Here is a 22,954-nt window from a genome sequence, read left to right as displayed (position 1 = left end):
TGGAGATGAAATGAGCTTTGTTTTCGATATCGCGGGACATCTCTGCGCGGCAGATCACGTGCGTATGCGCGGAAATACGATCGAAGCGGAGTTTGAGCAAAACGTATTGGGCGCTTTGGCGGATGCTTTTGACCGTTCGCATAAAGTGTCCGTGCTCAGCATGCCATCTCTCAGGGTCACCTATTCGGTGCAGGACTATCGGTCCGATGGGCACGGTGGGTGTCGCGCAACGTTTTCTGTCAACAGCTCCGAAGGGCGGGTGCTGCATTAAGGGACGTGGATAACAGTTTTCTGGAGCGGATGCGTTCGCTCCCGACGCGGGTCAGGCCGCAGGCAAATAATCTACCGGGCGGTATCAATAGTGAGCCTGATCAGCGAACCTCAGGGGGGCCAATTGGTCCCCCATTTTTCTTTTGGACAGTGTGGTTGATAGAAATCACGCCGGACACGTGTATAGATAGACGGACAAGGCGCGTTTCCGTCAAGGATCCGGGACGGATCATCGTCTTGCATCAACCATTTCCAGCCACAGCGGAGGTGATCGCGGGCCTTGCGTGGCGGAGGAGGGGAGAGCGATTTGATCTGAAACGCCGGGGCGAGTTTTCCGATGTCGTGCAGAAAGGCGAGCGCGCCGAGGCAGGAGATCTGCTCCTGCGTCAAGGCCTGCGCAGTTGCGCGATTCGCTTTGGTTCTGAATGTGGGAAGATCGAGCAGCGCCATGACAGTGGCCGCGACATCCGCACTATGGTGTGCAAGATGATGAAACGCTTCAAGTGGAAGGTCGGTTTTTCCCCACGGATGCATTTTATAAATTTTATCTCAAATTGTTCAACTGTTAGCTAAACAGTTGGCATTAACAATCGCAAGGATTTTGAAATTGTATCAGGAAATCGGAGAGTGAGTTGGGGTGCCACCTGAACCTTCAAGGGGATACGAGAATGGTGAAGTGCAGGAATTTTTCAGATCAGTTTAAGGCCAATCTGAGAAGTCCGGAAATCTGATTGCATCTAAGTGGAAAAAGATTTTCAATCTCCATATGAATGAAACGGGCAAATCATCTTTTCTTGGAGCGGTGCGGGAAAATCTTTCTCGAATGCCGCCGACGGAACGCCGCCTCGCAGAATTCCTCCTGAATTTTCCCGGGGAACTGGCGAGCTATAATGCGTCAGAGTTGGCAAAGCTGGCGAATGTGTCGAACGCAACTGTGTCCCGTTTTGTTCAAAGGCTCGGTTACACGAGTTATGAAGATGCGCGCCATCATGTGCGGAACGAGCAGAGCACCGGGGCTGCGATTTATCTTTCTGGAACGAAAGAGGATACAGCTTCTGACCTGGTCGATCTACATTTCGCTCAAGGAGCGCGAAATTTGACGGACACGGGCAAGACCATGTCCAGTACAGAGATAGATGAGATCGCAGATGCTATTCTGGCCGCGCGTCGCGTCGCTCTTTTCGGGTTTCGGAGCAGTCAGGCTTTCGCCAGCTATTTGCATTGGCAAATGTTGCAGGTCGTCGACAGCAGCCGCTTGTTACCACAACCGGGCCAAACGCTTGCCGAGGAAATCGCGAGTTTCACCGAAGAGGACTGCGTTCTGTTTTTCGCGCTGCCCCGGCGCATTCGCGACAATGACCTGATCCTCGAACACATTCGCAAGTCCGGAGCGAAACTGCTTTATATTACAGATGACAAAATGCCCCCGCATTCCGGGGTCACATGGCATCTGCGCTGCCGGATCGCGGCGCCGGGGCAGTTGTTCAATCATGTGAGCGTCATTGGGCTGTGCCATCTCTTGGCGACTCGTGTGATCGAGCGCGCAGGCACACCGGCCCGCAAGCGCCTGTCCTACATCGAAGCCCTCCACGATTCGCTCAACGAGCTTTAAAGCGCCCATCCTCTAAGCGTTTCGCCCAAATTTCATGCGCCAAGCGGGGTGTTTCCTGCTGTGCTGGGTTGAAAAATAATTTTCATAATCTTTGCGTAAGAAAATTATTGACCAAATTTTTTCAGAAAATACGTTGATGAAAAGCTTCAATCAGACAGAACTCACACCCCGAACACGAGGAAGACCATGAAAAATCCTATCCCCCGCGCGTCAGGACCTCTGCCTTCTCTGAAATCCATGCTGAGGCTCTCACTGGCTGCGGCCGCACTTTCTATCGGGCTGTCCGGCGCAGCACTGGCCGAAGGCTCGCTGCGCATCGCGATGACCTCCTCCGATGTGCCGCTTCCGAACGGCCAGACAGATCAGGGCGCGGAAGGCATGCGCTTTATGGGCTATCAGGTGTTCGAGGCGCTCGTTGCCTATGACCTGTCCTCGGCCGACAAACCTGTGACGTTGATCCCCGGCCTCGCGTCCGAGTGGTCGGTCGATCCCGAAGATCAAACCAAATGGACTTTCACACTCCGCGAAGGTGTCACCTTCCATGACGGATCTGCCTTCGACGCCCATGCCGTCGTCTGGAACTTTGACAAAATCCTGAACCCCGATGCGGCGCAATATGACGAAAAGCAATCGGCACAGGGCAGGGGCCGCATCCCGACCGTCGCGAGCTACCGTGCGGTGGATGATATGACCTTCGAGATCACTACAACCGCGCCGGATGCGCTGATCCCCTATCAGATTGCGTGGATCGTGATGTCCTCTCCTGCCGCCTATGAGGCTGCCGGAAGCTGGGATGCTTTCCTGCAATCGCCCGCCGGCACTGGGCCGTTCAAGGTGTCGGAATATGTGCCCCGCGAACGCGCCGTGTTGGTGCCATATGATGGCTACTGGAACGAAGATCGCAAATCCGATCTCGACGAATTGGTTTTGATGCCGGCGCCCGATCCCTCCGCGCGCGTCGCCGCGCTGCGCTCGGGTCAGGTCGACTGGATCGAAGCTCCGCCGCCGGATGCGCTCGATAGCCTCAAAGCCGCAGGTTTTACTATCTCCTCGAACGTCTACCCGCATGTCTGGCCGTGGCATTTCTCCATGCTCGATGGCTCGCCCTGGGCCGATGAACGTATCCGCAAGGCCGCGAACCTCGCCATCGACCGCGAAGGGATGAAGGTGCTTTTGGGCGGCATGATGGTGCCTGCGAAAGGCATGGTGCCGGAAACCAGCGACTGGTTCGGCACGCCTGAGTTCGAGGTCAAATACGATCCCGAGGCGGCCATCGCCCTGATGATGGAGGCAGGCTACGGCCCGGACAACCGGCTCAAGGTCAAAGCGATCATCTCGCCTGCGGGCTCCGGCCAGATGCAGCCCATGTTGATGAACGAGCTGATCCAACAGAACCTCGCCGCCATCGGTATCGACGTGGAATTCGATGTGCGCGACTGGAACGCGCTTCTGGCGAACTGGCGGGCCGGGGCGAAAGATGCCTCGACCGACGGCGCGCAGTCCACGAACAGCTCCTACTTTAGCCAAGATCCGTTCACCTCTCTGATGCGGCACATCGACAGCCGTTTGGTTGCGCCGAAGGGCACGAACTGGGGCTATTACAGCAACCCGGAAGCCGATGCGCTGATCGACCAGATCCGCACCACCTTCGACCCGGCAGAACAGCTTGAGGCCATTCAGGCGCTGCATGAGCTTTATGTGAACGACGCGCTGTTCCTGTTCGTGGCCCATGATGTCGCGCCGCGCGCCATGGCGCCCGAGGTCCAAGGCTTTGTTCAGGCTCAGAACTGGTTCCAGGACCTCACCCCTGTGACCATCGAAGAGTAACGCGACAGCCCCGGAGGACTGGCCCATGTTGGGATACATACTGAAACGACTGCTCTATGCCGTGCCCGTCACGCTGGCGGTCAGCATCATCTGTTTCTCTCTGGTTCAGCTTGCTCCGGGGGATCCGCTCACGGTCGTGCTCCCCGCCGACGCCTCGCAAGAGATTGTCGACCAGACCCGGGCACGCTACGGCCTCGATAAACCCTTGCCGACGCAATATCTTTTGTGGCTCAGCAATGTTCTACAGGGTGATCTGGGCACCTCGATCGCCTCTGGCCGGTCGGTTTCAAGCGAGATCGGCCATGCCATCGGCTACACCCTGTCCGTGGCAGTTCTGGCCTGTCTTCTGGCGCTGGTGGCCGGTCTCGCCCTAGGGCTTGTGGCGGGCTACACTATGGGCTCACCGATGGACAAAATCGCCTCGGCCACTGCAATCTCGGGCGTCTCCGTGCCGCATTACTGGCTTGGCATCGTGTTGGTGGTGTTTTTCTCCGTCAAACTCGGCTGGTTTCCGGCCATGGGTGCGGGGCGGTCGGGACAAAGCCTTGGTGACGCCTTGAGCTTCATGATCCTGCCGGTTCTGACCATGGCCGCCATGCCCGCGGGCATCATCACCCGGTCTGTACGGGCGCTGGTGGCGGAAAAGCTCGGGCAAGAATTCGTCACGGCACTGCGCGCCAAGGGCATGACCAGCCCGCACATCTTTGCCCATGTCGTCAAGAACGCCGCCCCCACAGCACTAGCCGTGATCGGGGTGCAGATGGGCTATCTCATGGCTGGGTCTATCCTTGTCGAGACCGTCTTTGCCTGGCCCGGCACGGGGCTTTTGCTCAACAACGCCATCCTGACGCGGGACATCCCGCTGTTGCAGGGCACCATTCTGGTCCTTGCCCTGATCTTCGTCGCGCTCAATCTGATTGTCGACATCCTTCAACCCCTGTTCGATCCGAGGATTCAACGCGCATGACTGTTTCCGAGATCACCCTCCCGACCCAGCCGATGCGCTCGCAAGGCTATTGGTCCAATGTCTGGCGCAAACTGTTGCGAGACCGGGTGTCGGTTGCCTGCATGATCGTGCTGGCCGTCATCATCCTGTCGGCCATATTTGCCCCGCTTCTGACCTCCTACGACCCGGCCATCGGCAGCGTGGTGCAACGCCTGAAACCGCCCTTGACCGACGGCTACATCCTCGGCACCGACGAGTTGGGTCGCGATATGCTGACGCGATTGCTTTACGGTGGGCGCATGTCCCTGATCATGGGCATTCTGCCAGTGCTTCTGGCGCTTTTGATCGGTGGCACGCTTGGCACGGTTGCGGGCTTTGTCGGCGGCTGGACAAACACCATCATCATGCGCGCCACGGATGTGGTCTTTGCCTTCCCCTCAATCCTTCTGGCCGTCGCCATCGCGGGCGCCTTGGGATCGGGTCTTTTGAATGCGCTGATCGCGCTGACCGTCGTGCTGATCCCACCCATGGTGCGGGTCACGGAAAGTGCGACGACACAGGTCCGCAGCCTCGATTTCGTCGAAGCGGCACGCGCCAGCGGCGCAGGCGGGCTGACTATCATCCGGGTGCATATTCTCGGCAACATCCTCGCGCCTATCGTCGTCTATGCCACGAGCCTCCTGTCGGTCGCGATCATCATGTCGGCGGGGCTGTCGTTCATCGGCCTTGGGACGAAACCGCCGACACCCGAATGGGGGCTGATGCTCAACACGCTGCGCTCCGCCATCTACAGCCAGCCTCTGATCGCAGCACTTCCCGGTGTTTTCATCTTCGCCGTTTCCCTGTCTTTCAACCTGCTTTCGGACGGGCTTCGCTCCGCCATGGATATGTCATGACCGATCAAGGCCTTACACCTCCCCAAACGGTCCCCGCGCTCAGCGCGACAAGCCTGAACAAGACCTTCACCGTGCGTAAAAACGGACTTGGAAAGCCTGCACGATATGTCCATGCGGTATCGGATTTCAGCTTCGATCTGCCCGTAGGCTCCACCCTTGGCATCGTTGGCGAGTCCGGCTGTGGCAAGTCGACCACCGCGCGGTTGTTGATGCATCTTGTCAAACCCGACAGCGGGCAAATCCGCCTTTCCGGCGAGCCGGTGAGCAGGGCCAAGCGCGATCTGAAACAGTTCCGCCGCAAGGTGCAGATGGTCTTTCAAGATAGCTCCGCCTCGCTCAATCCCCGCCTGACCATCGAGCAATCCATCACCTTCGCGCCCATGGTGCATGGTGTGTCTTTGAGAGAGGCGCGCGAGACCGCGTGGCGCTTGCTGGACCGTGTGGGACTCGATCCCGCGCGCTTTACCGGGCGCTATCCACATGAGCTGTCTGGCGGTCAGCGCCAGCGTGTCAACATCGCCCGCGCTCTTGCGCTCAACCCGAGAGTGGTGATTTTCGACGAGGCGGTATCAGCGCTCGACAAATCGGTCGAAGCCCAGGTTCTGAACCTCTTGAACGAGCTGAAAGCCGAGTTTGGCCTGAGCTATATCTTTATCAGTCACGATCTCAACGTGGTGCGCTACATTTCCGACCATGTTCTGGTGATGTATCTCGGGCAGGTCGTGGAACAGGGGCCGGTCGACCAGGTTTACGCCACCCCGCGTCATCCCTACACGCGCGCCCTTCTGGCCTCGATGCCAAGCCCGGACCCGGAACAACGCACCATGGCCGCGCCGATCACCGGCGATCCGCCGAGCCCGATTGATCTGCCGCCCGGCTGCCGCTTTGCCCCGCGTTGTGCCTTTGCGGAAAGCATCTGCGACACCATGCCCTACGAGCTGCGCCACGGCGAGACGCGCGTGCGGTGCCACATGGCCGATCCGAAATTGGGTCATTCCAAGGCCGAGGTGATGCAATGAACACGCCCCTTTTGTCCGCCAAGGATCTGACCGTGCAGTTTCGCACTCCGAAAGGGCCGATCACGGCCGTCGATGGCATCGACCTGACGCTTGAGCGCGGTGAAGTGCTCGGCATCATCGGGGAAAGCGGCAGCGGCAAAAGCGTCACCATGCGGGCGCTCTTGCGCATTCTCCCGGAGGCCAAGACGGAAATTGCCGGCGATCTGAAACTCGATGGCAAAGATGTGCTGAGCCTCAAGGGCCACGATCTTGCGGCTTATCGCGGTGGCGATGTCTCCATGGTGTTTCAGGAACCGGCGACGGCGCTCGACCCGGTCTTCACCATCGGCACCCAGATTTCCGAGACCGTTCGTCGGCACCGCAAGGTGAGCCGCAAAGACGCCCAAGCGCGGGCGCTCGAAATGCTCGAGCTCGTGCGCATCCCCTCGCCAGCTTCGCGTTTGGGCAATTATCCGCACGAGATGTCCGGCGGTATGCGCCAACGCGCAATGATCGCGCTGACGCTGGCCGCAGGGCCAAAGCTTTTGCTCGCCGATGAGCCGACAACCGCGCTCGATGCAACGGTGCAGATCCAGGTGATCCTGCTGCTCAGGGAGCTGCAAAGGGAGATGGGCATGGCAACGATTTTCGTCACGCATGACGTGGGCGTGGCCGCCGAAATCTCTGACCGGATCGCGGTGATGTATGCCGGGCGGATCGTGGAAACGGGCACCGCCGCCGAAGTTCTGAAAAACCCGAAACATCCCTACACGCAGGGGCTTTTGTCCTCGACCGTTCAAGGCGCTGTACCCGGCACCCCGATCAAGGCCATTCCCGGCATGCCACCCGATCTGGCGCAGATGCCGCCAGGCTGCGCCTTTGCCCCCCGCTGCCCCCTGGCCACGTCGGCCTGTCAGGCTGCGGTGCCGGACTTGCGGGCGCAAGGCGGGGAACGCCGCGTCGCCTGCGTCAGACTGGAGGAGATCGCATGACCCGCCCCCCTTATCGTATCGCTTTGCTCAACCCGAACACCAATACGGCCACGACGGCTTTGATGACCGGCATCGCGCAGGCGCTTTGCCCGCCGAATGTCGAGGTGCAGGGCCACACGATGATGCTTGGCCCGAGCATCATCACCAACGAAGCCGCACTTGAAGCCGCGGCGAAACAGGTGGTGACGGTCGGTGTCGGGCTTGCCTCCGCCGGTGTGGACGCGCTGATCGTATCGGCCTTTGGCGATCCGGGGCTTTTGGATCTGCGCGACCGTGTCGACATTCCCGTCGCGGGGATTGCCGAAGCGGGAATGGCAGAAGCCGCCAAGGATGGGCGGAAGTTTTCGATCATCACCACAACGCCAGACCTTGAGGCCTCAATTCTCGAAAAAGTCACGCTCTATGGCTATCAGGAGCAACTTGCCTCTCTGCGCATTTCCGAGGGTGATGCCTTTGCCGTGATGGCAGACGAGGCCCGCATGAAGGCCGCGCTCATCGCCATCGCGCGGCAATGCGAAACAGATGGGGCCGAGGCCCTGTTGCTGGGAGGCGGTCCCTTGGCCCGCGCCGCCACAGCGGTCGCGGATGCGATCCCCTTGCCGATCATCGAGCCAGTGTCCGCTGGCCTGCGTTACGCCCTGAACACTTTGGGCCTGACGTTTTCATTCCCTGAAAGACGATCATCCATGTCGCTTTCTTAATTTTCCCGCCCCAACCAAAGAGTAAAACGATGTTCACATCCTTCCACCGCATTTCTGCGGCATCTCTTCTGCTGCTTGCAACAGCGCTTCCGTCGCAGGCCGAAACCCTGCGCTGGCTGACCCAGACCCAGTCGCACAACGCCCAATACCCGGTTGAAATGGCCGCGATTGAGGCCATTGGCGCTACGGGCGTCACTGTCGAGCGCAACGAATTTCAGATTCTGGGCCTGAACCTCGCGGACTCCCTGCGTCTCGTCGGCTCCGGCGCGTTTCAGCTTGGCACCACACAGGTCGCTCCGCCGCGAAAGACGATCCTTTCCTCGAAGGCATCGACCTGATCGGCGTGTCCACCAACATGGATGAGCTGAAACAGGCCGTGGACGCCTATCGCGAGGCGTTCAACGCCCGTCTGGGTGAGAAATTCGGCGTCAAAGCCGTGGCGATTTGGCCCTTCGGGCCGCAGGTGTTCCTCTGCAACCAGCCGGTTGAGACGCTCGACGACCTTCAGGGTCTGAAAGTACGCTCTTTCACCGCTTCCATGTCGACCTTGCTCGAAGATCTGGGCGCAACGCCTGTCACGCTGAGCTTCCCCGAGGTCTACCCGGCGCTTCAGCGCGGTGTGGCCTCCTGCGGCGTCACCTCGCCGACCTCGTCCAACACCGGCAAATGGCCAGAAGTGACCAGCCATCTCTATCCGCTCTCCGTCTCCGGCTCTGTTCAGGCGCATCTGGTCAATCTTGAGTGGTTGAACAGCCTTTCCGAGGAACAGAACGCCGCTTTCGAAGCCAGCATGGCGGAGATGGAAACCGGGTTTTGGGCGCTTGCCGTCGAGACCAACGATGTGGCGCAAAGCTGTTCCACGGGCGGGGACTGCCCGGACGATGGGCTCTACACCTCTTACGACATGACGCTGGTGCCGGTAAGCGACACCGACAAAGCGACCGTCGCTGAGGTTGCCGCCACTAAAATTCTGCCGGAATGGGCGGCGCGCTGTGAGGCGGGTTATCCGGCTGCACCGAGATATGGAACGACACAGTCGGCAAGGCACGGGGGCTCGTGATCGAATGAGCCGGTTGCCAGCAGAAACACCGTTTGTGTTGAAACGTATCGAGACCCTGTCTCGCCTGTTTGCCCTTGCGGCCGGAGCATCGGTGGCTCTGCTGGCAGTCCTCATCTGTCTCGACATTGGGGCGCGCAGCCTGCTCAATGTTTCGTTGCAGGGCACGGATGAGCTTGGCGGCTACGTCCTGGCCTTCGCCGGCTCTTGCGGTTTGGCCTATACGCTCTTGCACAAAGGTCATCCGCGCATCGACATCGCCCTGAGCCGTTTGCCCCGCGTGTTGCAAAACCCGGCGCATGTTCTGGCGCAGGGCACGCTGGCCGCTATGGCGAGTTTCATGGCCTATCATGCCGTGGGCGAGTTAGCGCAGACCATTCGCTTTGGTGCGGTGACGAACACACCGCTGCAAACCCCGCTTTGGGTGCCACAAGGGCTTTGGGCTCTGGGCTGCGGTGTGTTTGCGCTCACCACCATTGCGACCACGCTGCACGCGATCTGGCTCATGGTGCGCGCGCCAGAGAGGGTCGCGCTCTTCTATGGGCCGATGACCGTCTCGGAAGAAGTTGAAGACTTCATGGAAACACCTCAAGGGGAGGCTCGGTCATGATCGGGATCGAAGGTGCCGTTATCGGTTTTGCTCTTTTGCTCGTTCTTCTGCTGATCGGCCTGCATATCGCCGTCGCATTGTTCAGCGTCGCCGTCTTGGGCGCATGGGTGTTCTTCGGAGACGCCATGTTCCGCCCCTTTGGCACGATGATGTGGGGCACGCTCAACAACTTTCTTTTGGTCGCGATCCCGCTCTTTGTCTTCATGGGGGAGGTGCTAGTCCGCGGCGGGGTGACCGAGCGCATGTATCGGGCCTTGTCGGATTGGCTGCGCCCTTTGCCGGGTGGGCTTCTCCACACCAATATCATCGCCTCCACGGTTTTCGCCGCGATCTCAGGCTCGTCGGTCGCAACAGCGGCAACCATCGGCACGGTCGCATTCCCGACCTTTCGCAAGCAGAACTATTCCGAGCGCTGGGTTGCGGGCACGGTGGCCTCCGGCGCCACCTTGGGCATCCTGATCCCACCGTCGATCAACCTGATCATCTATGGCGCGATCACCAACACCTCGATCGGCGCGTTGTTTATCGCCGGGATTGTGCCGGGGCTTATTCTGGCAGCACTGTTTATGGGGGTGATAGCTGTATGGAGCATCCTTGATCCGCGTATTGCCGGCCCGCACGGGAAACTGGCCCCATGGCCTGAACGTCGCAAACGGTTAAGCGACCTTCTCCCGCCGCTGGTCATTTTCATCGTCGTGATGGGCTCGATCTATGGTGGTTGGGCCACCCCGACCGAAGCGGCCGGTGTCGGCGTCGTCACCGCAATGTTGCTTGTTGCCCTCTATGGTCGGCTGAACTGGGCGATGCTGAAAGAGGCCATGCTGTCGACCGTGACCACCACAGCCATGACGCTTCTGATCCTCGTCGCCGCCTTTTACATGAACTTCATTCTCGGCGTGCTGGGCGTGCCCCGCGTCGTGTCGGAGTTCGTCGCCGCCTTGGATGTGCAGCCGTTGGTCATGCTATTAATCCTCGTCTGTCTCTACCTGATACTCGGCTGTTTCCTTGATGCTCTGGCGATGATGATCGCGACCATTCCGATTGTCTGGCCGATCATGGAGCAACTCGGCTATTCGCCTGTTTGGTTCGGGATTTTCCTCGTCATGATGTGCGAATTGGCCCTGATCACGCCGCCCGTCGGGATGAACCTCTACATCGTGCAAAGCGTGCGTGGACGCGGCCATGTTGGAACGGTGATTGCGGGCGTGCTCCCATTTCTCATATGCATCCTCGCTTTGGTCGCGCTTCTGGGCATTTTTCCGGGACTCATCCTTGGATGACGAGAACCGATGGAGCACCGATGGCGCAAAGAGGAATGTATGGGGAAGAATATCCGCTCAGGTGTCGCGGCAGAGTTTTTCAACACAATCCGCCCCTTTCAGAGGTTCTCGCGACTGCGGCGTAGAGCGAGCACTTACGGCGAAGGGTAGGGAGATCCGTGACGCGGCCCTTGGCCTACCGAGTAATGCTGGATGATGTCAGATTTGGGCCGCTTCCCCTATCCCACAATCTCAATGGAAATCCCGGCTCGGAAACAACCGCTTGGCCTGCTCCCTCGGATGACGGGCACGGGGCGGATAACGTGGAGGTCGGGGGGCGTCGTCGGCTTGGGGTTGGGTGATGCCGATGGCGTCGTCGAGCGGGTGGCCCAGGTCTGAGAGCTTGTGCGACAGGTCTTCGATGTGATCCGCGATGAGATGCACGACGATGCCTTCGCGCTCCAATCGCCCGGTGACACGCAACAGCCGCCCGCCCATGACGATGCGGCGGAAACGCTCGTAGACCTTGGGCCAGACCACGATATTGCTGACGCCGGTCTCGTCTTCAAGCGTCAGAAAGATCACGCCCGAGGCTGTGCCGGGACGTTGCCGGGTGATGACGAGGCCGCAGACCGTGGTGCGGATGAGGGGCGCCGTTGGCAGGCGGTCGTGTGGCGTCAGGTTTGGGATCGTCGGGCGCAAAAGCTCCATCGGATGGGCGCGGAGTGTCAGGCGCAGGGCAACGTAATCTTCCACCACTTCCTCGCCCAGATGCATGTTGGGCAGGATCACATCGGGTTCACGAATGCCCTCACCATCGAGCGGATCAGAGAACAGCGGTAGCGGTTTCGGGGCGCGAATGGCGCGGACCTGCCAAAGCGCATCGCGACGGGTCAGCCCCATGCCGATGAAGGCATCCGCCTCGGCCAGCCGCTCAAGCACGGAGGGCGCGACACCGGCGCGAAGCCAGACGCTTTCCGGGTCTTGGTAGCCATTGCCGCGCGCCGCTGTGATCCAACCCGCATCCTCTTCGCGAAAGCCTTTGATCTGGCGAAACCCGAGGCGCAGCGCCAATGCCCCGTCGGCGCGGCGTTCCAGCAGGTTGTCCCACTCCGAATGGTTGACGCAAACGGGCCGTACCTCGACGCCGTGGTCGCGCACGTCGCGCACAATCTGGGCGGGGGCGTAAAATCCCATCGGCTGGGAGTTGAGCAAAGCACAGGCGAACACCGCCGGGTGGTGGCATTTGAGCCAAGACGACACATAGGTCAGCATGGCAAAGGCCGCTGCGTGACTTTCTGGGAAACCGTAATCGGCGAAGCCTCGATCTGGCCGAAACAGGCCATGGCGACCTCTTCGGAATACCCGTTGTCCCTCATGCCGCGCACAAACCGGTCGCGATGCTCGCCAATGGTGCCCATGCGCCGGAAAGAGGCCAGCGAGCGGCGGAGTTTATCGGCCTCTTCCGCCGAATAGCCTGCGCCGACGACGGCGATCTGCATCGCCTGTTCTTGAAACAGCGGCACGCCAAGTGTCTTACGCGTGACCTCTTCGAGCGCAGGGCCAAAGGGTTCGGGGGCCTCAAGCCCCTGCCGTCGTCGGATATAGGGTTTGACCATGCCACCTTGAATGGGGCCGGGGCGGACAATCGCGACCTCGATCACCAGATCGTAAAACGTGGCGGGCTTCATGCGCGGCAGGAAGTTCATTTGCGCCCGGCTTTCGACCTGAAACACCCCCACCGCATCGGCCCGTTGCAGCATCTCATAGGTCGTGCGATCCTCTTGCGGCACGGTGTCGAGGGTGAGCCGCGTCTTCTCATGCGCGTCCAAAAGATCGAAGCTTTTGCGCAGACAGGTGAGCATCCCGAGGCTCAGAATGTCGACCTTGAGAATGCCCAAGGCATCAATGTCATCCTTGTCCCATTCGATCACCGTGCGGTTTTCCATCGCCGCGTTCTCGATGGGGCAAAGCTCGTCCAGACGCCCGCGCGTGATGATGAAACCGCCAACATGTTGTGAAAGGTGGCGCGGGAAACCGATGATCTCGCCGATGAGTTCAAGCGTCTGCGCCAGCCGTCGATCCGTCGGATTGAGCCCCAGCGCCCGAACCCGGTCCATATCCGGCCCGGCGTTCGACATGCCCCAGATGTCACCCGACAGCCGCGCAGTGAGGTCCTGAGACAGGCCCATGACCTTGCCGACCTCCCGGATCGCGGCGCGGGTGCGGAAATGGATCACGGTGGCACAAAGCCCGGCGCGGTGGCGACCGTATTTCTCATAAATCCACTGGATCACCTCCTCGCGGCGCTCGTGTTCGAAATCCACGTCGATGTCGGGCGGTTCGCCGCGATGGCGGGAGATGAAGCGCTCGAACACCATACCGATCATGTCAGGCGACACGTCTGTGATGCCCAGAAGGTAACAGAGGATGGAATTGGCCGCCGAACCGCGTCCTTGACAGAGAATGCCGCGGGACCGCGCCTCCTGCACGATGTCATGCACGGTGAGGAAATAGGGCGCGTACTTGAGCTCGCCGATCAGGGACAGCTCCTTGTCCATCAACTGATGCACACGCTCGGACGCGCCATCGGAATAGCGACGGCGCAGCCCCTCGCGCGCCAGTCGGTCCAGCCGGTCCTGCGGCGCTTCGCCCTCCGACATCTCATCGGGGTATTCGTAACTCAGCTCCGAGAGGTCAAACCCACAGCGCGCGGCGATCTCCAACGTGCGTTTGAGCGCCGCCGGATGGTTGCGATAGAGCCGCGCCATGTCGGCGGCGCCTTTAAGACGGCGTTCGGCATTGGGCAGGGCGCGCGTGCCGATCCGGTCGATGGTCAATCCCTCGCGCAGACAGGTCAGCACATCCGCGAGCCTGCGCCGCCGCCCGTGATGCATGAGTACCTCACCGACCGCCACCATCGGCGTCGAACAGCGGAGCGCCAGCGCGGCACAGGCTTTGAGCCACGCCTGATCGGAGCCGTCATACCGCGGCGCGGCGCCGAGAAAGACCTGACCGGGGTAACGGCGTTGGAGGGTTTGGAGGGCTGCTTGAGCGCGGGCCAGATTCTTGGGCGGCAGAGCGATGAGGATCATCCCCTGACATCCGGCCTCCAGATCGCGCAGATCAAGATGGCACTCGGCCTTTTCCGCCCGTCGTTTGCCCAAGGTTAACAGCCGGGACAGCCGCTGATAGGCGGCGCGGTCTGTGGGCAGCGCAAGCCATTCCACTGGGCAATCGCGCAGAACGAGGCGGCTTCCGACGATGAGCTTCGGCAGCTTTGGAGTAAGCGGAGTGGGGAGGTCTTGCGGCGACCCAATCTCTTGTCGCGAACAGGGATCGACCCGATGGGACGAGCGCACGCGAAGCTGTTCGGCGACCTCTTCGCGCAGTGTCTTGAGCGCGGAATAGGCCCGCACCACGCCCGCGAGCGTGTTGCGGTCGGTGATTGCGATGGCCTCAAGGCCCAGCTCGGCGGCGCGCAGCATCAGCTCCTCGGGATGCGAGGCGCCTGTGAGGAAGGTAAAGTTCGAGGTGATGCAAAGCTCGGCATAAGAGGCGGGCTGGGGATGAGTATTTTCGGCACAAAGGAAACTCATGCGAATTCCCCTTGTACGAACCAGCCGGGGTTTTGCGGCGTGTGATAAAGCCAAAGTCGACGGCCTTCGCGGGTCTCGATCCGCCAGTAATCGCGCACCCCGGAGCGCCAGGCGTCATCCGGCAGCCACCATTCCGGTGCGATGCGTTCGGGGCCGATGGCGCGCCCGGTTGTGAGCGACATACGGCGCCAGCGGAACCGTGTGGGAGGCTCCGCGCTGTATCCTGCAATCGGCTCCGGTGGAAACAGGTGCAGGGGACGCGGGCGCAGGTAGGGCCATGCGCTGTCGGGTGTGCTGAAGGCGGCGGGGGCGATGGCAAAGCTGCGCTCCGGGATGTGGCTGTCGGCGGGGAGGAAGCGTTGTACGTTGTCCAATCCGATGCGGGTACCGATGCGGGTGATCAGGTCGTTGAGCTGATCGGGGGAGGTTTGCGCGCTGCCGATCTGTTGGACAGGGAGCGGTTCGACCTGTGTGGCTTGCAGACGGATCTGGTCAATGCCAAAGCCCGCGTCCACGTCCTCCACGCCACGTTCGAACAGGGGCAAAATCCGGTGTGGATCGCGCATCGGGGCGGCAAGGCGCAGCTCGACTTGTTGGCTGCCCTGATCGACCCGGCGCAGGGTGAGGGTCAGGCGACGCGCGCCCATTTCATAGCGGTTGAGCTTATCGCAGAGCGGGGTCAGAAGTCGGGCGGTGAGGCCCATCACGTCCTCTGTCAGACCGACGGGCTCGGGCAGGCTTATGCGTGTCGCAAAGCTTGGCGGTTCGCTTTCGGGCATGACGGGTTCGGGGATGTGACCCATGGCCTGATCGAGACGCAGCAGAAGATCGGGACCGAACCGACGGGCCAAGGGCGCACGGGCGGCCTCCGCCAGATCGCCAATGCTGCGCAGGCCAAGACGTTGCAGGGCTGTCACCATCGCTTCGTCAAGACGCAGCGCGGCCACCGGCAGATCGGTGAGGGCTTCCTCTCCCGCGCCATAATGCGCATAGGCCCAAGCCGCACCTCGGGTCTCGGCGCAGCCCAAACGGAGCGTCAGTCCGGCGCGCATCGCGCGGCTCTGAATATCCGCCAGCATCTCCGCTTCGCCGCCCCAAAGATGGGTCGATCCGGTGACATCCAGCACCAGCCCATCCACACCATCGCGTCCGACCCACGGACAATAGTGCGTCGCCCAGCGGCGCAGCGTGGCCAGGAAGCGGGCGTCGAGATCGGGGCGCGCGGGCTGACTGATCAGATCGGGGCAAAAGGCGCGGGCATCGGCGAAGCTCATGCCGCGCGTCAGGCCGAGCCGTTCGGCGGTCTCGTTGAGACAATAAATCCGTTCGGTGTTGTTCGACTTAAGCGTGATCGCGAAAGGACCATCGACAGGACGTGCGCGCAGAACCCGGTCACTCGCGAACCGGGGAAACCACATGCACACGACGCGCTTTTTGATCCCATCGAACATTCCAGGCACCCAATGTTCCTGATTTGTTCCTTTTAATTTCCCATCGCATCAGAGTCGAGTCTTCCTCTGCGGCATCGAAGACCGGCGTGGCTCGCCAACGGGTGTCGGTCGCATTGGACCCCATGCCTTCGGGAATGATACAGAGCCCCGTGGTGCCGCCCGCCTTGGCCGCGAGTTGCAACCGCCGTCCCTCGCGCAGGTTCAGCGGACGGGTGATCTCGAGGACGACAAAGGGCAGCGCGCCGTCTTTGAGCGCTTCTTCGGCCACGGCCAGCGCATCGGTCTGATCCTTGGGGCGGGCCAGCAACAGAAGGGCCGGGTCGAACATCGGCAATAGCCCCTGCGGGGTGAGCGTGTCCGACAGCCAGCTTTCCCTGATCCACAGGCATGCCCCCGCAGCGGCCATGGCGGCAAAGCTCATGGAACCGGGGCCATAGACCTCATGAACCCGCGCACGGCGCAAGGGGAAGACAGTGTGAAAATCGACTCGCATAATGGGAACGTAGCAAGAACATCGGCGTGCGGCAATCAGGCTGCGATGGGAAGCGATGTCCAACATATAGATCGGCGTCAAACAGAGCTGACACATCCCGGCACACATGGTACGCAGACCCATGACTTAGATTTCCATCTCGCTCGCACGCCAACACGGACTTCTCCGTGACCAGTGTCGTGTGCCGATGAAAGGAAAATCTATGGATCGTTCTAAGCTTCCCCACCTCCAAGGCCGTCGTTTCGATATTGAGACACTGCAATACGACGCGTTGAGATTGGCGCGACAGGCGGACAAAGGGCCGACGTTTTTGCGTCACCATGGTAGGATTGCCTATGTCGTCATGACAGAAGACATCTTCGATCAACTCTGGCCCGATCCGCGCAGAGCGTGGAGCGTTGATGAAATGCCGCTGCACATTCTCCAGCTTTTAGAGCAGAGCTTGCAGGACGGGTTGTCGTCGAGACCGGAAGTTTCAGATATTTAAGGCTCATATGTAATGAATGTGACGCCGAAGTGGCGCATGTCGCGGACCTCACCGGTATCGCGTTCGACGCACGGCGTTTCGATACTCCGTTCCTCGATGGGAACGGCTGGTTTCGGCTTGGCTTGTGTCGTAAGCGATAATCGCGCAGGTCTGCGCAACGGTCCGGTGAAAACGGCGCTTTTGGGAGCGGGGGCTCAGGTGGTCGATGTCAGAGCGTATCGCTTGGGCGACACGCCCTTCGTCGAACGGATGTGGAGCACGATGGAAAGCCAGGTCATCAATTTGCTTCATGGCTACACGGGGCGTAAGGCGGGCCATCTCAAGGGGGACGATGCCAAGAAAAACGTGGTGATCTTGCGCGAGGACCTCTTTCGCCTGATCACGCGCTATCTGATCGTCGAATAAACTCGGGCCTATTCAGACAGTGTCAAAACGTATGGAAAATTAGAATTTCCATAAGAGTGAAACTTTAGATTCCGAAATAATCTCAAAGTTAAACAAAAACTTAATTCGGGCAGAGATGACAATCTAACGCGCTATTTTTAATCTTAAGAACATCCCTTTACGCGAATGTGTTCCGGTCTCTTCCTGCGTGGTGTCGTAGCCTGACGGAAACGCGTGGAGAATATCATGAACATCCGACTTAGTGCCATAATTTTGGCGATTCCAACGCTTTCTGCGTGTGGACAGAGCTTGAGCCTGACCATGCAGGATCCGTACTGCATAGCCGATAAGGCAGGGAAATCAGTCGAAGACTCCTTCTTTGTCGTCGATGGCGAATACTATGTTTTGAGCGACACCTATGTCGCGTCGAATGGCAAAATGACACAATATCCGGACGAATGCCCAGTAACGAATTTCTACGTCGTGCCGGCGGTGCGCCTTTCCGATGGCAGCGTGCGGTCTACGCAAAGTGTTCCAAACAATATTCCAGCACCGGCTGGCACTCCAGAGATTGTTGCTGAGAGCGCAGAAGCAGGAACCGCACAGGCGTCCGAAGTGGTTTCTGGTGGGACAGTGGCGCAGAGTGCAAGTACCGGAAACGTGTCTGTATCTGAAGTGAGTATGGAAGATGCGCCCAATGACACTGGAAAGGACGGAGACGACGCAGCTGTGACGGCGGGCAGCATCACGATCCACCGTGATGGTAGCGTTACAACGCCCAATCTTGGGCGCGTAAAATGAAACAACTCGTTCTCGGCCTTTCTCTGCTTCCATGTCTCGCATGGGGCCAAACCTATAGTACGTCTGGACAGAATTGGTCGGGAAGCTATGCGTTTCCGAGCGCATCAGACCGTAGCCTCGTGTTGCAGCAAGCGCAGGTGATCAACGACGCCGAAAACCCGACGGCTGCGGCACAAACGAACTACTACATTACAAACGATAACCGCACTGGCTACGTTGAGGTGACAACGGATGGTGATGTCACGACCGATTTGCAGATTGGTGACGAAATCGGCCAGCAGACCTATGCTGTTGGATCTCTAAACACCGGCACGACGGAGGTGTCGGTGGAGGGCGATGGCAACATCATTACCGCAGACAACACGGCCGACAACAGCGGCTGTATTGATGCGTCTATCTTGTCATCCTTGCAGACTCCTGAAGGCGACGCCGCAACGGATGTGTCGTCTCTTTCGGTCCTTGATCTTGCCGATGCGCTCGCTGCTTTTGCAGCGGGAAAATGTAATTGATCTTGTGTTTGGGGGCTACGTGAGACCGTTTCCAGTCATCGCAAGTGTTGTGGCTCTCCTTTCAGGATGTGCCAGCCTTGGACAGGCTGTGGCGCCAATGGATCAGGATGTATTCATGGTTGATGGGCCACCCGTCCGCCGTGTCGAGACTGCATATGACGACGCGCTTGCGTGCATTGGCAACCGCGCACCGAGATCGCTGACCTTCGCCGTCGGTGCCATCAATGATGCGACCGGCAAAGAAAGCTATGCCGACGCAGGCAGCGGGAAAATGGTCACGCAGGGTGCAGGGGATATGATCCAGACCGCCCTGTTTAATGCAGGTGTGCAGGTCGTAAACCGGCGCGATCCGGCCATTGCTGCGACTGAGCACAACTGGGGTATCCGAGATATTACGTCGATGAAGCCGGCGGATCTTTTCATCACGGGAAGTATCAACAGTCTCGATTTTATTCCAGGAGCCGGGGCGTCTGTGACCGTCTCGGGAGTTGGGCCGAAAGCGCGGCAGAACCGTTTGTTGGTGGGAATGGACCTGGCCATGACCAATGCGCTGACCGGGGAAATTGTCGCAAATGTCGCAATTCAAAAACAACTCGTTGGCAAAGAAATTGGCTTTGCGATTGGTCGGTTCTTTGACACGAGCCTCGTTGATATTTCGGCCGGGGCAATGGAACGCGAAGCCACCAATGCTGTGTTCCGGCAGATGCTGTATTACGGTGTATATCAGCTCCTTTTACAAGCAAGTGACGCAGCAGAAAGTGCTGGCGAATGCAATGCAAAGCTGACTGCGACAATTGCAGAAGACTTGGTCTGGGAAGATCCTGCTGGGCGCGCATCCTTGCGGGCAATCGCCTCAGAGGTAGAGGCGGCTCGTCCGCCTTCCGAGCAAGAAGTCGCTCAGATGCGTGCAGAAATGACGACAGCCGCTCCGGTTGAGCTGTCCGCCGAGGCACGCAAACTTGCCAACAACGTTACGACACAGGCGGCACGCGCCATCTCGATGTTTGATACTGCCGTGTCGGCGAAAAATGCTCAGGCCGCGCAAACAGCCTTTGAGAAGGGCAAAATCTACCTGTCCATTGCCATTCGCGATCTGCGCGCTGGGGCCAGTGTGGGTTTGACTGGTCCCGTAGGCGATGCCGCCGCGACGCTTGTCGAACAGGCGATCCGCGCAGGCTCAGCCGCAGAAATTGCGCTCGCTGTAAAAATTGCTCCGAAGGATGAGGAAGAGGCTGTGATCGCGCCCGAAACGGCGACGGATCCGGCGCCCCCATCCAGCCCGGCTAAACCATCAAACGTGGAGGGAAAGCATGATGCATCCTTCTACATCCAGTTTTCTTTGCGAGACCCGCAAAGAAAGGTTTGTGGTCATACACCACAACTCAAACGGGGCCCTCGAATATGCCCTATTTAAGGACGGCCTGTTCTCGAGGGAAGAACAGGCACAAACGAGGACATCACTATGAAAAAGCTTCTTGCTACTACCGCCGTCGCACTGATCGCAATGTCGGGCGCAGCGTCCGCACAATCCGTTCTGGAGCGTGTGCTGACTTCTTTGGATGCAGCGACATCCACAGAACTGAACGGCACTTTTGCGAACATCGCTGAAAACCTCGGCGGTGGAACGACAACTGCATATATGGATGCAAACGGTGACATCATTTCTGAGGGTCAGTATGATATCCTTTTGAATGCTGCACTGGATTCGATCGCTGCACTTGCTGGGACAGGAACCATCATCGGCTACCAATATGGCACTGTCACCTATTCAACTATGGCTGAAGCTGTAACTGCTGCTGAGAACGATATTGCTGACAATTACACCTCGTTCCAAACGCAAGGTGGCGGCATCGACGGTTCGATCACAAACACCATCGAAGGCGTGACCAGCGCTATTGCTGAGGCGACCCAGTCTTCGACAGCGGGCACTACGATTGCATATGAATTCAACTTGCCGACTTATGATCTTGGTGCTCTGTCCACAACTGCACTTGGTGCGGTCAACACCGGCGACATCACCCTCGGTGTGAACTCCACCGTGGATGACGCAAAAACCACGTCGACACAGGCCGTGTCCTCTGTGATGCAACAACTGGGTGGTACTATCGATAACGGCGCGCTTGTGCTGAACATCGCATCCAACATGACCGGCGTGAACGGTTCGATCACCAACTCGATGAACAACGTGAACGGTGTACTTGCATCCGCGTCGACAACTGCACTTGGTGCGGTCAACACCGGTACAATCACATCCGGTGTGAATGCTGCTGTTCAGGGCATCGTCGGTACTTCGGGTTCAACCACCAACTAATCTACGCTTCGTAGGTTGATAAAGCTAAGGGAGGGGGCAGTCATTGCCCCTTCCACATATAATAAGATTGAAAGGTGGTAGGTTATCATGACTGAAACATCTGTTCCATGCGCTCTTCAAAAATGACATGAAAATTACAAATAATCAGTTCAAGACGATCATAAAAGACTGTGTGGCGAGGAATGACATCTTCGGCGCGGAATTAGTGTGCGCAGAGGTAATTAAAAATGGGAGATTATGCCAAACCGCGCGCATAATGAAGTCAAAGTTAGAAAAGAAGAGAGATGCTGCGAATGCAGGGTTTGCAGAACTATTTCGATCTTATCGCTCCTTTCTAAAGGATGAACGTAATTCAGAAGCACTTAAGTGCTGCACTGAAATGAAAAAAAAATATCCTCATATGTGGAGTGCTTGGGCCTGTCTAGGTGAAGCATTATTAATAGTACATAGTTACAAACTTGCAGAGTTTGCGCTTGTTCGTGCTATTGAATTGAATCCTTATAATAAGAGTGCGTCGCTTAATTTATTAACTTGCTTGGTCGAAACGCAAAACGTAGTTGCTTCTGCTACTTATGCGCAAAAAATATTGGATATTTGGGGTGACTCCGTCGAAATAAGAAGGACTTTGCAGAAACTTCATTCCGGCACTGGCGACAAGTCTGCTGAAAAAAAAGACCTTGAGTTTCTACTGTCCAAAATGCCTAATGATGTTCCATCTCTCGTAAGACTCGCGGAAATCGAAAAACTAGATAAGCAAAGCGATATCTATAAAGTATCAGTCGAACTGCTTAATGCCGAAAAAAGTGTAAAAACTTCGGTTTCTTTGTGTTGGTTGATAGCAAAACTAAGTGAAAGAAGTGGAGACTATGCTGAGAGTGCTGCTTACCTAAAGAAAGGCGCGGCATTACAGTTTGATCCAGAAAAAGACAATCTTCCTCACTATAGAAAGCGTTTTGAGGATTCTCTTGAGCTGGCATCCTTTCGTGGCGTGGTAGACTCTGAAATCCCCTTTACACCTATTTTTGTTGTCGGACTGCCCAGGTCCGGAACTTCATTGATGGAACAACTCCTATCCGAGGCGAAAGATGTCACTGGCGCTGGAGAGTTGCCTTATTTTACGAGAAATCAGCACGCTTCTGATGGCAAAGGAGTATTGTCTGAGCGACTATCAATGATCAGGGCAAACTATTCCCGTGATGTTCATATACTGGCAAAAGATAGATTTGTTGTTGATAAAATGCCTCATAACTTCTTATCGATTGGCGCTATAAAACGTGCCTTTCCGGAAGGTAAGATCATCTACATGAAGCGTGACCTTCGTGCGATTGCCTGGTCGCAATTTAAAAGTAAATTCAGTTCGGATGGACTGGCATACACTTACAATGAAGGTTCTATAGTAGAGCACTTTGAGTTCTATATGTCTGTTATGGATAGGTGGGCAGAGTTGCATGCACAGGACTTTTTGGAGGTTGATTATGATAAAATGGTTGCAGATCCTGCTTCATATTTACCCCAAGTGTTTCAATACTGCGGTTTAGAGTTTAATGAAAATTATTTAGATTTTCATAAGAAAGGCAAGGTCACGTTCACCGCCTCTGTGGATCAGGTCCGCAAGGGAATTTATGGCGGTAGTTCTAATAGTTGGAAGAATTATGAACCATACTTTTCCGAATTTTTTGAAAAACTTACCAAACTTGAGATGGATCGCAAGCACTAGAGGATCAGTTTTACAGGAATTGTGAGCGGAAGGG

The 22,954-nt window shown here is 58.0% G+C and carries 22 protein-coding genes and 1 pseudogene; 19 read left to right on the top strand and 4 right to left on the bottom strand.

The window, feature by feature from the left end:
• Nucleotides 1-10 precede the first annotated feature (10 nt).
• The gene (locus C8029_RS00365; protein WP_009573470.1) at nucleotides 11-271 is read left to right on the top strand and encodes a hypothetical protein; all 261 of its coding nucleotides are present in this window, start codon (nucleotides 11-13) and stop codon (nucleotides 269-271) included.
• 110 nt (nucleotides 272-381) lie between these two features.
• Here the strand turns inward: C8029_RS00365 and C8029_RS22860 are convergent, their stop codons facing one another.
• Nucleotides 382-804: an HD domain-containing protein gene (locus C8029_RS22860; protein ID WP_009573471.1), complete on the bottom strand. Its 423-nt coding sequence runs from the start codon at nucleotides 802-804 to the stop codon at nucleotides 382-384.
• A gap of 232 nt (nucleotides 805-1,036) precedes the next feature.
• Between C8029_RS22860 and C8029_RS00355 the strand changes: the two genes are divergently transcribed.
• From C8029_RS00355 to C8029_RS00310, 11 genes are all read left to right on the top strand, one after another.
• Complete coding sequence (locus C8029_RS00355) at nucleotides 1,037-1,882, top strand: MurR/RpiR family transcriptional regulator (RefSeq protein ID WP_009573472.1); 846 nt, start codon at nucleotides 1,037-1,039, stop codon at nucleotides 1,880-1,882.
• Between the two features lie 186 nt (nucleotides 1,883-2,068).
• A complete protein-coding gene (locus C8029_RS00350; RefSeq protein WP_226946193.1) occupies nucleotides 2,069-3,709 on the top strand; it encodes an ABC transporter substrate-binding protein in 1,641 nt (546 codons plus the stop codon).
• Nucleotides 3,710-3,734: 25 nt separating this feature from the next.
• Entirely contained in the window at nucleotides 3,735-4,676 is a 942-nt protein-coding gene (locus C8029_RS00345; RefSeq protein WP_009573474.1) for an ABC transporter permease, read from the top strand.
• Complete coding sequence (locus C8029_RS00340; RefSeq protein WP_152002001.1) at nucleotides 4,673-5,551, top strand: ABC transporter permease; 879 nt, start codon at nucleotides 4,673-4,675, stop codon at nucleotides 5,549-5,551. Before C8029_RS00345 ends, C8029_RS00340 begins: the two co-directional genes overlap by 4 nt.
• Nucleotides 5,548-6,570 carry an ABC transporter ATP-binding protein gene (locus tag C8029_RS00335; RefSeq protein WP_152002000.1) on the top strand — a complete coding sequence of 341 codons (1,023 nt, stop codon included), beginning with the start codon at nucleotides 5,548-5,550 and terminating at the stop codon, nucleotides 6,568-6,570. Before C8029_RS00340 ends, C8029_RS00335 begins: the two co-directional genes overlap by 4 nt.
• Nucleotides 6,567-7,541 carry an ABC transporter ATP-binding protein gene (locus C8029_RS00330; protein WP_152001999.1) on the top strand — a complete coding sequence of 325 codons (975 nt, stop codon included), beginning with the start codon at nucleotides 6,567-6,569 and terminating at the stop codon, nucleotides 7,539-7,541. The genes C8029_RS00335 and C8029_RS00330 overlap by 4 nt, the downstream gene beginning before the upstream one ends.
• Complete coding sequence (locus C8029_RS00325; RefSeq protein WP_009573478.1) at nucleotides 7,538-8,242, top strand: aspartate/glutamate racemase family protein; 705 nt, start codon at nucleotides 7,538-7,540, stop codon at nucleotides 8,240-8,242. The genes C8029_RS00330 and C8029_RS00325 overlap by 4 nt, the downstream gene beginning before the upstream one ends.
• A 29-nt stretch (nucleotides 8,243-8,271) precedes the next feature.
• Complete coding sequence (locus C8029_RS22185; RefSeq protein ID WP_226946192.1) at nucleotides 8,272-8,580, top strand: hypothetical protein; 309 nt, start codon at nucleotides 8,272-8,274, stop codon at nucleotides 8,578-8,580.
• Nucleotides 8,581-8,597: 17 nt separating this feature from the next.
• Nucleotides 8,598-9,302, top strand: a complete 705-nt coding sequence (dctP, locus tag C8029_RS00320) for a TRAP transporter substrate-binding protein DctP (protein WP_226946191.1) — start codon at nucleotides 8,598-8,600, stop codon at nucleotides 9,300-9,302.
• Nucleotides 9,303-9,306: 4 nt separating this feature from the next.
• Nucleotides 9,307-9,909 (top strand): TRAP transporter small permease subunit, encoded by a 603-nt coding sequence (locus C8029_RS00315; protein WP_009573480.1) that lies wholly within the window; start codon nucleotides 9,307-9,309, stop codon nucleotides 9,907-9,909.
• Nucleotides 9,906-11,189, top strand: coding sequence for a TRAP transporter large permease (locus C8029_RS00310; protein WP_009573481.1), 1,284 nt, complete (start codon nucleotides 9,906-9,908; stop codon nucleotides 11,187-11,189). Before C8029_RS00315 ends, C8029_RS00310 begins: the two co-directional genes overlap by 4 nt.
• A 231-nt stretch (nucleotides 11,190-11,420) precedes the next feature.
• Here C8029_RS00310 and C8029_RS00305 read toward each other — a convergent pair.
• The 3 genes and pseudogenes from C8029_RS00305 to C8029_RS00295 form a co-directional block, all read right to left on the bottom strand.
• Nucleotides 11,421-14,767 (bottom strand): annotated as a pseudogene (locus C8029_RS00305) (error-prone DNA polymerase).
• Nucleotides 14,764-16,218, bottom strand: a complete 1,455-nt coding sequence (locus C8029_RS00300; RefSeq protein ID WP_193217550.1) for a Y-family DNA polymerase — start codon at nucleotides 16,216-16,218, stop codon at nucleotides 14,764-14,766. Before C8029_RS00300 ends, C8029_RS00305 begins: the two are co-directional and overlap by 4 nt.
• Nucleotides 16,160-16,711, bottom strand: coding sequence for an ImuA family protein (locus C8029_RS00295; protein ID WP_040402879.1), 552 nt, complete (start codon nucleotides 16,709-16,711; stop codon nucleotides 16,160-16,162). Before C8029_RS00295 ends, C8029_RS00300 begins: the two co-directional genes overlap by 59 nt.
• A gap of 202 nt (nucleotides 16,712-16,913) precedes the next feature.
• On the opposite strand from C8029_RS00295, the gene C8029_RS00290 reads away from it, so the two are divergent.
• The 7 genes from C8029_RS00290 to C8029_RS00265 all read left to right on the top strand — a co-directional run bounded on the left by C8029_RS00290 (nucleotide 16,914) and on the right by C8029_RS00265 (nucleotide 22,920).
• Nucleotides 16,914-17,198, top strand: coding sequence for a hypothetical protein (locus C8029_RS00290; RefSeq protein WP_009573485.1), 285 nt, complete (start codon nucleotides 16,914-16,916; stop codon nucleotides 17,196-17,198).
• A gap of 36 nt (nucleotides 17,199-17,234) precedes the next feature.
• Complete coding sequence (locus C8029_RS00285) at nucleotides 17,235-17,603, top strand: hypothetical protein (protein ID WP_152001998.1); 369 nt, start codon at nucleotides 17,235-17,237, stop codon at nucleotides 17,601-17,603.
• Between the two features lie 225 nt (nucleotides 17,604-17,828).
• On the top strand, nucleotides 17,829-18,383 hold the full coding sequence (locus tag C8029_RS00280; protein ID WP_009573487.1) for a hypothetical protein: 555 nt from the start codon (nucleotides 17,829-17,831) through the stop codon (nucleotides 18,381-18,383).
• Nucleotides 18,380-18,892: a hypothetical protein gene (locus C8029_RS21895; protein WP_157789833.1), complete on the top strand. Its 513-nt coding sequence runs from the start codon at nucleotides 18,380-18,382 to the stop codon at nucleotides 18,890-18,892. The genes C8029_RS00280 and C8029_RS21895 overlap by 4 nt, the downstream gene beginning before the upstream one ends.
• Before the next feature lie 97 nt (nucleotides 18,893-18,989).
• A complete protein-coding gene (locus C8029_RS00275; protein ID WP_193217549.1) occupies nucleotides 18,990-20,306 on the top strand; it encodes a CsgG/HfaB family protein in 1,317 nt (438 codons plus the stop codon).
• Between the two features lie 48 nt (nucleotides 20,307-20,354).
• Nucleotides 20,355-21,203 carry a hypothetical protein gene (locus tag C8029_RS00270; RefSeq protein WP_152001996.1) on the top strand — a complete coding sequence of 283 codons (849 nt, stop codon included), beginning with the start codon at nucleotides 20,355-20,357 and terminating at the stop codon, nucleotides 21,201-21,203.
• Between the two features lie 127 nt (nucleotides 21,204-21,330).
• Nucleotides 21,331-22,920 carry a tetratricopeptide repeat-containing sulfotransferase family protein gene (locus C8029_RS00265; protein ID WP_152001995.1) on the top strand — a complete coding sequence of 530 codons (1,590 nt, stop codon included), beginning with the start codon at nucleotides 21,331-21,333 and terminating at the stop codon, nucleotides 22,918-22,920.
• The last annotated feature ends 34 nt before the right edge of the window (nucleotides 22,921-22,954 follow it).

Origin of the sequence: Roseobacter sp. TSBP12 (genome assembly GCF_009129705.1) — a bacterium.
Taxonomy (GTDB): Bacteria; Pseudomonadota; Alphaproteobacteria; order Rhodobacterales; family Rhodobacteraceae; genus Celeribacter; species Celeribacter baekdonensis_A.
Note: the sequence above shows the minus strand (reverse complement) of the source record. Positions and strands in the feature narration are given on the sequence as shown.